Genomic DNA, 12173 nt, shown 5'->3' on the forward strand with positions numbered 1-12173 from the left:
AGTCATGTTTTCCTGCTATTTTCATTCTACAAAAAAGTCTCTGTGAGTATGACTCAACAGAGACTTTTTTCCAGATATATATTTCTATACTTCTAACTTATTACGTAGAACCATTTGTAAAATACCACCATGACGATAGTAGTCAACCTCTACCTCACTATCAAAACGTGCAACAGCATTGAATACCGTTGTTTGACCATCTTCATCTACGGCAGTAATTTTAACAAGATCATGTGGTTTCACATTTTCATCAATATCAACAGTAAATGATTCTTTACCTGTTAGACCTAGCTTATCTGCGCTTTCCCCATTTTCAAATTGTAATGGCAGTACACCCATCATTACTAAGTTGGAACGGTGAATTCGTTCAAAGCTTTCAGCGATAACCGTTTTAATACCTAAAAGATTTGTTCCTTTAGCTGCCCAGTCACGTGAAGATCCCATACCATAGTCTTTTCCACCAATAACGATGAGACCTGTACCATCTTGTTGATACTTCATCGCTGCATCATAAATAGGCATGATTTCTTCTGTTGGCCAATACGTTGTATAGCCACCTTCTGTTCCTGGTGCAAGTAAATTACGAATTCGGATGTTTGCAAAAGTACCACGCATCATAACTTCATGATTTCCTCTACGAGAGCCATAGGAGTTAAAGTTACGTGGAGAAACACCTTTATCTTGTAAGAATTTTCCTGCTGGCATATCTTTAGCAATTGCACCCGCTGGAGAGATATGGTCTGTTGTTACTGAATCACCAAACTTACCAATTGCACGTAAATTTTCTAATGGCTTTACAGAATCAGCATTCTTTGCCAGTCCTTCAAAGAACGGTGGATTTTGAATATAGGTAGATTCACTGTCCCAATCAAACAATGGTTCATCTGTTGTATCAATTTCATTCCAACGCTCATTCGAGCTAAATACATCTTCATATTCTTTACGGAAAATTTCTGGTTGAACCACTTTCTCCACTTGTTCTTTAATCTCATCCATTGTTGGCCAGATCTCATTCATATGAACAGGCTTTCCGTCTTTATCTGTGCCCAACGCATCCTTCGTAAGGTCAATATCAACTGTACCTGCAAGTGCGTAAGCCACAACTAAAGGAGGAGAGGCCAAATAGTTTGCTTTCACCAATGGATGGATCCTTCCTTCAAAGTTACGGTTTCCTGATAGAACAGATGACACTGTCAGGTCGTTATCCATAATTGCTTGCTCGATTTCCTCACGTAAAGGTCCGGAGTTACCAATACAAGTTGTACAACCGTACCCAACTAAGTTAAAACCTAATTTATCTAAATACGGCATTAATCCTGCATCTTCTAAATAACGGGTAACTACCTTTGAACCTGGTGCTAGTGAGGTTTTCACATAATCAGGAACCAATAATCCTTTTTCTACCGCATTTTTTGCAAGCAAACCTGCTCCAAGCATTACATACGGATTGGACGTGTTTGTACATGAAGTAATAGCTGCAATTGCTAATGCACCTGTTTTCATAACCGAAGAATTACCATTCGGATGCTCAACTACTGCTTCTTTCTTAAATTCTGATTTATCAAGACCGAAGCCTTGGTTTCCAGAAGGTGCAGTAACTGCTTTATTAAACTCTTTTTTCATGTTAGATAGTGCAATTAAGTCCTGAGGTCGCTTTGGACCAGATAAATTTGGTTCGAGTTCTGATAAATTAATCTCTACTAACTCTGTATACTCAGGATCTTTTTCTTCAGAAGAATACCATAGGTTGTTTAATTTACAATACTTCTCTACTAGATTAATTTGATCTTCACTTCTACCAGTTAACCGAAGATAATTTAATGATTCTTCATCTACAGGGAAGAATCCGCAAGTTGCTCCATACTCTGGCGCCATATTTGATATCGTTGCTCGGTCTGCAAGTGGCATATCTTTTAATCCAGGACCGAAATATTCGACAAATTTACCTACCACATTCTTTTCGCGAAGTACTTGGGTTACCTTCAATGCTAAGTCTGTAGCAGTCGTTCCATTTGGGAAGCTCCCAGTAAACTTAACACCAATAACTTCTGGTGCAGGGAAATAAGAAGGCTGTCCGAGCATACCTGCTTCAGCTTCAATTCCTCCAACACCCCAGCCAAGTACTCCAAGGCCGTTAATCATCGTAGTGTGTGAATCCGTTCCCACAAGTGTATCTGGAAAAGCATCATATTCCCCGTTCTCATTCTCCAATCCGTGAACTACATTGGCAATATACTCTAGATTTACTTGATGCACGATACCAGTTGCAGGTGGAACAGCACGATAATTGTCAAATGCTTTTTGCGCCCAATTCAAGAATTCATATCGTTCTGCGTTTCGTTCAAATTCTAAATCCATATTTGCTTTAAGTGCATTTTTTGTACCATATTGATCAACTTGTACAGAATGGTCAATAACCAAGTCTACTGGAACCTCTGGATTAATCTCATTCGGTTCGCCACCCATATCAACCATTGCTTTTCGTAACGAAGCTAAATCAACTACGGCTGGTACGCCAGTAAAGTCTTGTAAGATAACACGAGATGGTTTAAATGGTACATCTACTCCATCTCCCTCTTTGCTACCCCATTTGGTTAGTTTTTCAATATGTTCTTCTTTAATTTGATGCCCATCTTGCTGGCGAACAAGGGATTCTAAAAGGACGCGGACTGAAAATGGCAGACGTCCAATTTCCCCTAATCCAGCTTCTTCCAATGTTTTCAGTTGATAATAATTGTAAGTTTTTCCATTGAGTTCAAATTGCTTTTTCGCATTAAATGAATTACTCTTCCCCATGTTTGTACCCCTTTCATCATACGTTGTCGCAAATTGTAACAATCGGCGATACTATCACTATCTTTGAAACTATAAAAATCAAAAAACTCTTACTCACTTCTTCTATATTAAAGGATATGGCAACATAAAACAAACCATTAACCCTTTAATCCCTATAGCAATAATTTATGAGATGCGATAAGTATTACTTATACATAATTCTGCATCTCCTCATAACTTATTATCAAGGAAACTTATATTAATTCATAATCACAGGAAAAAGGATGCGAAATGTACTACCCATTTGTTCATTCGCTTTAATCTCAAGAAATGCATGATGTCTTTCTAATATTTGTTTTGTAATCATGATACCCAGACCAGTACCGCTTTGTTTTGTTGTAAAAAAAGGTTCTCCTAATTTATGTATAATCTCTTCTGGAATGCCCGGACCTTCATCAACAATATTAATCTCTACATGGGTATCTGTGGAATGTGTAATTAGCCGAATCTTCCCACCATCATCCATAGCTTCAATTGCATTTTTCACTAAATTTATAAGTACTTGTTTTACTTGTGATCGATCACAGAATATCTGTTCTTTCTTAGATATCGTATATTCAATTTCAATATTCTTCATTTTTGCCTGGGGTTGCAATAAGACAACGACATCGTGAATCATCGCAGCTATGGATTCCATTTTCTTATTATCTGTTAACGGCTTTGAAATGAAAAGCAGCTCTGAAGTGATGGTTTCCATCTTTTCTATTTCTTCTATCATAATGTTATAGTATTCTTCTTTACGTTTTACACCAGCCTGCAGTAATTGTAAAAACCCCTTTAGCGAAGTTAGCGGATTTCTGATTTCATGAGCAATCCCAGCTGCTAGTTGACCAGCAACTGACATCTTTTCAGATCGAATCATCATCTCCTCTACCTCTTTTTTATCACGAATATCGGCAATTGTGGCTAAATAATAAGTTCTACCATTCTCCTGATCTACGATTTTTGCAGCAGAACACTCAGACCAAATATACTTTCCATCCCTATTTACTACGTTCATTGTAAAACTTTGCGTCTGAGTATGTGTTTCATCAAAATTGTCTTTCATATAACTTGCGTCTTCAGCAGAAATCAACTCATGCCATAACTTTCCCACTAAATCAGATGGGTGGTATCCAAGGATCGATTCGACTGTTTTAGAAACATAAGTAAGCCTCCCTAATGCATCCAAAACTAGAATGATATCATGACTATTATTTTCAACCCATGCAAGCATAAATGAAGGCAGTGAGGATAATTGTGGGTTATTCAGCTGCGTTGGTTCTGTTTCAGCAATATGGATAGTCTCCTTATCATCCCTCATTCGGTTATCGTACCCCATCATTTTTCCCCCTTTATTCGCAAATTTCAACAATTCCTTTCTTCTACAGACTATGATATGATGTAATCTTTGATAGTATGACACTTGTTTGTAAAGCTTTTTCAACTTATAATAATATTATCTACGTACATAACTAAACATCCAATTATTAGTAATCTTACTATAAGTGATCAAAAAAATAAATTAAATAATTAAAAATTTTGTCACATTCCTGCGAATTTTTGGGAAAAAATAGAAGAATAAGGTGAAATTATGTCGGTTATTGTTGATTATTTAATAATTATCTGGTGCTTTTTGATGATTGGGCTTATGACAATCGGTGGTTTTTTCATGTTCCGAAAATTTCTTAAAAAACTCCCAAAAAAAGATGGTAAATCAACGATGGATTGGGAGGAATACTATGTTAATAAAACAAAGGATATGTGGAATGAAAAGGAGAAAGATTTATTAGAAGAATTAGTAGCTCCGGTTCCGGAATTATTCCGTGATGTAGCTCGACATAAAATAGCTAGTAAAATTGGAGAAGTTGCGCTTATGAAGAATCAGCAAGTGATTAATCAAGAAACATTAATTGAAGGCTATATCATTGCAACTCCTAAGCGTGACCATAAGTTCTTACGAAAGAAATTAGCACAGAAGAACATTGATACTGCCCCTTATGAGCAATTTTTTCTTCAATCGAAGGAAGATTACCAAAATAACTGGGAAACCAATTATCGCAAATAAAAGCGCCAGGATTATCCTGGCGCTTTTTATGAATTTATTTTCATATTTAACTGCTTCTCCAGTTGTAGATATTTATAAAGCATAGCCAGCCTCCAAGTTACAATCATTCCGAAAGCTAACATGAAAAACATTCCGCTCGTTTCTCCAACTGATATATGGCTTCCAATCGCAACTTTAACAGCAATTCGAAAAATAAGTAGACCACATAGAATAAAAATAAACGATTTTGAAGGGATTAAATAGATATCTTGATCCCTTATTTCAAACTTGGATGTTTTTATTAAAAAGATAGAACAAATCATTCCAACTGCAATTGCTTCAACTACCTGATACCAGCTTATTTGAAATACGGGAAACAAAAACATTAGCGCACCTGTACTCATAAAAAATGGAGGTAGAATAATTTTCTTTACGGAAGCAGGTTTCTTAGCAGCTTTTAGCCGTATAAAAATCATAGATACCGCCATAATAGCAGCACCTACTGTCGTTGCAATGAACCAAAACATTATGTAATCACTCTTTCTATTGCCTAATTACTCGTCATGGATTCATCCTGTAAATTCAGCACGCGATTGACTGTATCAATTACACGATTCTCATCAAAAGGCTTCATAATAAAGTCTCTGGCACCCGATTCTATCGCTTCAACGACAACCTTTTGTTGACCCATTGCAGAGCACACAATAATAATTGCGTTTTCATCCATATTCATAATTGCTTTAATGGCGTCTATGCCGTTCATGACTGGCATAGTTATATCCATCAGTACTAAGTCTGGTCGCAATTCTTGATAGAGACTGATCGCTTCTTCTCCATTTTCTGCTTCCCCAATTATTTCATGTTGTTTATGCTTCAATAAGGTAGAAAGGGTTGTTCGCATAAATTTAGCATCATCCACAACTAAAATCTTGCTCATCGCCTTCCCTCCTACTATTTCTTATCATTGGCTATCGTTAAGATAATTGTCATCATAACACCCACGACGGTTAAATAAACTCCTACATCAAAGATCATTGCCGTTGCTAATTCTATCTCCCCAAAAATAGGAAAGTGAAAGTAATCAAATGTTTGTGATAGAAATGGAACATCAAATAGGAAAGATCCTACTCCAGTACCAACAGCAATAGCAAGCCCTATTGGAATTAATTTTGTAAAATTAATTGGTAATACTTTCTTAACAACGTCAAACCCATAAGACATATTCATTAGTAGGATGGCACCTGATGTCATTAAACCACCTACAAATCCACCGCCCGGAGAATTATGACCAGCAAGCAGTAAATAAACAGCAAATCCTAGTAATATAAAGGCAATTAGAGATGTAGTGGTGCGTAGGATAAGATCGTTCGTTTTGTACATAGTGTGTTGCCCCTTTTTATAGCGTATATATTATTTATTTTAATATAAAAATAAAAGAAAATCCATTAGAAACCAGTAAAGCCAAATAATCCAGCCAAATAGGAAGTTAAAGCGGTCATCCAATCAAAGAAGAGAGCAACCCCCATAAAAATCATAATATAACCACCAATCTTTACTAGGTTTGAGCTATGTTTCTTGATCCAAGTAAGTCGACCAATAAAGAAAGACAAAAGAAAGAAAGGTACAGAAAAACCTAAGATATAACTGATCATCATGAGCATACCCGTATCCGGATTAGTAGCTGCTAACGATAGTACAATTCCTAATATAGGACCAGTACAAGGTGTCCACCCTAATGAAAACGCTAACCCAATTAAAAAGGAACCAGCAAACCCGGCAGGCCGATTTTTAAAAGTGATTTTTTTATTTTTCATCAAAAAATCAAAATTTAATACACCAATAATTACTAGTCCGAAAAAGATAATTAGGATTGCACCTATTTGCCGAATAATATCCTGATACATTAATAAGAATTGCGAAAAGCTGGAGCTTACAAAGCCCATCATAATAAACACTGCAGAAAAACCTAATAGAAAGAACAGTGTATGTAAGATACTTCTGACGTTAAGCATTTTATTATCATCTTTTAATTCACTTACACTCATCCCTGTTATATAAGAAAGAAAAGCTGGATAAAGCGGTAATACACAAGGAGAGATAAAAGAGAGAAATCCTGCTCCAAAGGCAATAAATATATTTATTTCAGACATTGTCCCCCTCCTTCTATTTTGATGTGTCCATTGTATCAAATGACAAGCCTGCTTACGTTATTTATATTTGACAATAAACCAAAAATTCATTATTTTTTTCAATAGAATACCCCTTACTTCATAGAGTTACAAAAGTAAGGGGTATATTTGACGCTATGAACGCTTCTAAGTATATCAATAAGTGCCTATTTTCCTGATTGATTGTTCATTGCACGCATCATTTGATTAATTTTCTTTTGTGATGGCTTTTGCCCCATTTGCATCATTAACGTACGAAGCATTTGCTCATTAATTGGCGGATTCTTTTTTAAATAGCTCATCATATATTTTCTCGCAATGAAAAATCCAAGAGCAACACCAGCAATTAATGCTGCTATAGCAATTAGTACGACCCAAATCGTGTCCATGTAAAGCTTTCCTCCTTCGTGTTGTCTCCTATACAGTATAGTAAATCAAAGAAAAGAATACAATACTTGTTCCCTTCCTGTTTTACTGTATCTCAGAAGTGGTGCTATCCAACCAAAATTTTGAATATTATCTCCAACGATGAAGAGTAATGGCTGAAATTGGCGTAACATCGGGAAAAGCAACGCTTCTGCATCCTGTAATGTTTTACAACGAAATTTTAATTGTTTTTCACTCATATGTAAAGAAATATAGGTTTCTTTGTTATATATTTTTAAAGTATGATGGTTATCTTGCTTCATCATAGTAAATGTTTCATTTTTTTTGAGGTAATCAATGACTACATTTTCATTAAATTCATACGTAATAAATTTAAACTGTTTAGATAAATCCTCTCTTTCTGGATCTGTTTGATAATCTTTGAAGAATCGATATAAGATGCCACTTTTATGGAAGTAATGGGTAGCTACTTCTTCTTTTATCCAAAATATAGAATACGTATACATAGTCTTTTCCTCCTCTATAAAAACTATTATTACGTATTCTAATTTAAAAATCTGTCAGTTTGTATTACAAAAAACCACTTCTTTTGTCGAAGCCAAAAAAAGATGGTCTAAACAATATAGACCATCTTTATATATGCATTAATCTACGTAAGATTCTACCTGTTTAACAACATTATCTACAGTAAATCCATATTCTTCTATTACTTTTTCTCCTTTAGCAGAAGCGCCAAATGTATCAATACCAATTACTTTTCCATGTTCACCTACGAAACGTTCCCAGCCAAATGGAGAAGCCATTTCGATTGCAACACGGTTCTTCACTTCTGCAGGAAGGATCTTTTGCTTATACGTATCATCTTGAGAATTAAAACGGTCCCAAGATGGCATGCTTACAACTCGTACATCCATACCTTTTTCTTTTAATGCAGCTTGAGATTTAATTGCTAATTGAACTTCAGAGCCTGTTGCAATTAAGATTGCATCTGGTGTCGCTTTTTCAGCGTCACTTATAACATATGCTCCTTGTTTTACACCTTCATATGCATTGTCTTTCGTTCCTTCTAAAGTAGGAAGATTTTGTCTGCTTAATACAAGCGCTGTTGGCGTATCAGTTGATTCTAATGCTAAGCGCCAAGCAGCTTGAGTTTCATTCCCATCTGCTGGTCTGATTAGCGATAGACCTGGCATTGCTCGTAATGAAGCTAATTGTTCAATTGGTTCGTGTGTTGGACCGTCTTCACCAACTGCGATCGAATCATGAGTGAATACATAGGTTACTGGCATATTCATAATAGAAGATAGTCGTACTGCAGGTCGTAAATAATCACTAAATACAAAGAATGTACCAGCATAAACATTCAATCCACCATGCAATGCCATTCCATTTAATGCAGCGCCCATAGCATGTTCACGGACACCAAACCAAATATTCCTTCCTGCATAATGATTACGTGAGAAATCATTTTCTTCATTAATCGTCGTCTTATTTGAACCTGCTAAATCAGCACTGCCGCCAAAGAAGTTTGGAACTGTATCAGCAATGGCATTAAGTACTTTCCCAGATGAAGCACGAGTAGCTAATGTATCCTGCTCTGGTTCAAATACTGGTAATTCTTTTTCCCATCCTGCTGGTAAATCACCTTTTAATGCTAATTCAAATTCTTGTGCAAGTTCCGGATATGTTTCCTTGTAAGAATCCAATAACTTGTTCCATGATGCTTCCGCTTCAGCACCATCTTTTACAATTTTTTCATTAAAATCTTCATAAACTTCCTCAGGGACATGAAACTCATCATGGGTCCATTTATAGAATTCTTTTGTTAATTTTACTTCATCTCCACCTAATGGTGCGCCATGAGATGCAGCTGATGCTGATTTATTCGGTGAACCATATCCAATAATGGTTTTCACTTCAATCAAAGTAGGCTGTTCTGTATTTTCTTGAGCTAATTTGATGGCATTTCGTATAGCATCTAGATCATTTCCATCTTTTACTGTTAAGACTTGCCATCCATAAGCTTTGAAACGCTCTTCTGTATTATCAGAGAAAGAACGATCTAAATCACCATCAAGTGAGATATCATTCGAATCATATAAGGCAATTAATTTCCCTAATCCTAAATGGCCTGCTAAGGAAGCAGCCTCATGGGAAATACCTTCCATCAAATCACCGTCACTTACAATAGCATAGGTGTAGTGATCAACAATGTTGAAGTTGTCTTTATTGAATTTCGCTGAAAGATGCGCTTCAGCCATTGCCATTCCAACAGACATTGCAATACCTTGTCCAAGTGGACCTGTTGTCGCTTCTACCCCATCCGTATGATGTACCTCCGGGTGCCCAGGAGTTTTAGATCCCCATTGACGGAAGCCTTTCAGATCATCAATGGTTACATTATACCCTGATAAGTGCAACAGACTATAAAGCAGCATTGAACCATGTCCAGCTGAAAGAACAAAGCGGTCGCGATTGAACCACTTAGAATGCTTCGGATTATGATTCATAAAATCAGTCCAAAGTGTATAAGCCATAGGTGCTGCACCCATTGGCAAACCTGGATGACCAGAATTAGCATTTTCAATAGCATCAATCGACAACGTACGAATTGTATTAATAGATTGTTGCTCAATAGTATTCGACATAATAAACCCCTTCCACTTTTTCATCATTGTACTCTTATCATTTTATAACGAAACATTAGTTGCCACAAGCAAAAACAACATTTTCGTTAATTTGTTTTTCTTTTCCTTTATTTTTATTCTTTATCTTTTTTTTGCATATCCTTTACTTTTTGAGGTGTTACATCGTTCCCTTTTGGATCTACCACCTTCATTGATTTAAATTGGTTTTTGAAGGAACTTCGTACATTTTTTAAGTACTCTTGGCGTAATGTTTGTTGTTCCTTCTTCTCCTTATCGGTTAGCCCATCAGCTTTTGCCTTTTTTGCTAACGCATTAATACGTTCGATTTTTTCTTTAGAAAGCATATATATAACCTCCATTAGAGTTTATCAGTGACTTCCGAATTCTTAGTGTTGTTCAACATAAAAAGGCAAGAACACAAACGTTGCTCTTGCCTTTATATCTTACCTATACCCTATCATATATTCAAGTATTTTGAAACTCTTGGTACCTGCGATGAACCGTTGCCTTGGATACAGAATAACCTAAACCATTTAAAGTTGTGGCTATTTCTTTGAAGGTTAAGTTATTTTGTCTTAATCGTACTACCTCTTCTATTGGGAATGTTTTTCTTTCTCTTCCTGGGGCTTTATTTTGGTTAGCTAGATTTTTAGTTGGATCATAGCCATCTTGAATTGCTTTATTCATCCCTCTTTTTATTTTTGCATTATGTATTTTACGTTGGTATTCTTCTACAATCCCAACAATTTGTAATACCATTGAATCCGCCTCGGATAATTCCAGTTTTCCTTCATGATAAGAGGTATAGATAGGTATCTCTAATTTATGTAAATGATGGAAAAGCGCAATCTTGGTGTTTCCCCTTCCTAAACGAGTTTCATCTTGAATAAGTAAGCAATCTGCCTTCCCATCAGAAATTAATTCAAGTATCTCAAATATACCTTCACGATCTACTTTATATCCACTTTCTTGTTTCTGAATACAAGTTACCACTGTAAACTGATGGCTTGCAGCCAATTCTAATAACTCATCTTTTTGTCTTGCTAATGATGTTTCTTGTTCCTTTTTATCTGTACTTACTCTACAGTATATAATGGCGCGCAAAATACCAATCTCCTATCCAAATTCCTTAACTTGTAATAATAGAATAATATAAGAAACCTAAAGTTAGTGCAAAGGCTATGAGGTAAAATGCGTCTGTTTTTGTCAGTTTCTGAAACATTGCAAAAATCCCTCCTCATCATTTAGAACAGTTGTTCGTTTTCCTGTTTATAGTATTACACGAACATATGATCTTGTCAACCGATTTTTCGAACGAACGTTTGCATTTAGAATTACCCGATGGTAAACTAGTAATAATTAATTCTATGCGCGAGGTGATCAATGCATGACCAAACTATCAAAAAGACAACAAATGATACTTGATTATATTAAAGATGAAGTAACGAAAAAAGGATATCCGCCTTCTGTCCGTGAAATCGCTGAAGCTGTTGGTCTAGCATCTAGTTCAACTGTTCATGGACATTTATCAAGAATAGAAAGTAAGGGGTATATTCGCAGAGACCCTACGAAACCACGAGCAATTGAAGTGATTGATCTTTCAGACGATAGTCAAATTCCTAGAGAGGAAGCGAGGTATGCCCCAGTTATTGGTAAAGTTACGGCTGGATTACCGATAACAGCGGTAGAAAATATTGAAGAATTTATTCCGCTTCCAACTACTAGTGCCAATCCAGAAGATAATTTATTTGTATTGGTGATTGAAGGTGAAAGTATGATTGAAGCGGGAATTTTAGATGGGGATATGGTTATTGTTAAGCAGCAAAACACAGCACAAAATAGTGATATTGTTGTTGCGATGACAGATGAAGATGAAGCAACTGTGAAACGATTCTTTAAAGAAAAAGACCACATACGTCTCCAACCTGAAAATGCAATGATGGAACCATTAATTTATGATAATGTTACCATCCTAGGGAAGGTAATTGGATTATATCGTACTATTCATTAAAAACTGCCGCTTGGCAGTTTTTTTGCTACAACAGTAATCAAGTGGTAAACAAAAACCGCATCTTCAAATAAGGAAGACCAAGTATAGGAGAGCTGTTT

13 protein-coding genes are annotated in these 12173 nt (G+C 36.0%); 2 read left to right on the forward strand and 11 right to left on the reverse strand.

Annotated elements, in window-relative coordinates; translation table 11 throughout:
* Positions 1-84: 84 nt before the first annotated feature.
* Both acnA and BN990_RS10595 read right to left on the reverse strand, forming a co-directional pair.
* Positions 85-2796 (reverse strand): aconitate hydratase AcnA, encoded by a 2712-nt coding sequence (acnA, locus tag BN990_RS10590; RefSeq protein ID WP_021291364.1) that lies wholly within the window; start codon positions 2794-2796, stop codon positions 85-87.
* A 238-nt stretch (positions 2797-3034) separates the two neighbouring features.
* Positions 3035-4156, reverse strand: coding sequence for an ATP-binding protein (locus tag BN990_RS10595; protein ID WP_021291365.1), 1122 nt, complete (start codon positions 4154-4156; stop codon positions 3035-3037).
* A 252-nt stretch (positions 4157-4408) separates the two neighbouring features.
* Between BN990_RS10595 and BN990_RS10600 the strand changes: the two genes are divergently transcribed.
* Positions 4409-4882, forward strand: a complete 474-nt coding sequence (locus BN990_RS10600) for a DUF2621 family protein (protein WP_021291366.1) — start codon at positions 4409-4411, stop codon at positions 4880-4882.
* 26 nt (positions 4883-4908) lie between these two features.
* Here BN990_RS10600 and BN990_RS10605 read toward each other — a convergent pair whose 3' ends face one another.
* The 9 genes from BN990_RS10605 to BN990_RS10645 form a co-directional block, all read right to left on the reverse strand.
* A complete protein-coding gene (locus tag BN990_RS10605) occupies positions 4909-5388 on the reverse strand; it encodes a CcdC family protein (protein WP_021291367.1) in 480 nt (159 codons plus the stop codon).
* Between the two features lie 23 nt (positions 5389-5411).
* Entirely contained in the window at positions 5412-5798 is a 387-nt protein-coding gene (locus BN990_RS10610) for a response regulator (protein ID WP_021291368.1), read from the reverse strand.
* A gap of 14 nt (positions 5799-5812) precedes the next feature.
* Positions 5813-6241 carry a Na(+)/H(+) antiporter subunit B gene (locus BN990_RS10615; protein WP_021291369.1) on the reverse strand — a complete coding sequence of 143 codons (429 nt, stop codon included), beginning with the start codon at positions 6239-6241 and terminating at the stop codon, positions 5813-5815.
* A gap of 65 nt (positions 6242-6306) precedes the next feature.
* A complete protein-coding gene (locus BN990_RS10620; RefSeq protein ID WP_021291370.1) occupies positions 6307-7011 on the reverse strand; it encodes a cytochrome c biogenesis CcdA family protein in 705 nt (234 codons plus the stop codon).
* 185 nt (positions 7012-7196) lie between these two features.
* Complete coding sequence (locus tag BN990_RS10625) at positions 7197-7418, reverse strand: YneF family protein (protein WP_021291371.1); 222 nt, start codon at positions 7416-7418, stop codon at positions 7197-7199.
* A gap of 45 nt (positions 7419-7463) precedes the next feature.
* Positions 7464-7922, reverse strand: coding sequence for a sporulation inhibitor of replication protein SirA (gene sirA, locus BN990_RS10630; RefSeq protein WP_021291372.1), 459 nt, complete (start codon positions 7920-7922; stop codon positions 7464-7466).
* 138 nt (positions 7923-8060) lie between these two features.
* Positions 8061-10064: a transketolase gene (gene tkt / locus BN990_RS10635; RefSeq protein WP_038244023.1), complete on the reverse strand. Its 2004-nt coding sequence runs from the start codon at positions 10062-10064 to the stop codon at positions 8061-8063.
* A 113-nt stretch (positions 10065-10177) separates the two neighbouring features.
* Entirely contained in the window at positions 10178-10408 is a 231-nt protein-coding gene (locus tag BN990_RS10640; RefSeq protein WP_021291374.1) for a DUF896 domain-containing protein, read from the reverse strand.
* A 121-nt stretch (positions 10409-10529) separates the two neighbouring features.
* Positions 10530-11168 (reverse strand): YneB family resolvase-like protein, encoded by a 639-nt coding sequence (locus tag BN990_RS10645; protein WP_038244026.1) that lies wholly within the window; start codon positions 11166-11168, stop codon positions 10530-10532.
* A 283-nt stretch (positions 11169-11451) separates the two neighbouring features.
* On the opposite strand from BN990_RS10645, the gene lexA reads away from it, so the two are divergent.
* Positions 11452-12075, forward strand: coding sequence for a transcriptional repressor LexA (lexA, locus tag BN990_RS10650; protein WP_021291377.1), 624 nt, complete (start codon positions 11452-11454; stop codon positions 12073-12075).
* Positions 12076-12173 lie beyond the last annotated feature (98 nt).

Source organism: Virgibacillus salexigens, from assembly GCF_000723585.1.
GTDB lineage: Bacteria > Bacillota > Bacilli > Bacillales > Amphibacillaceae > Virgibacillus > Virgibacillus salexigens.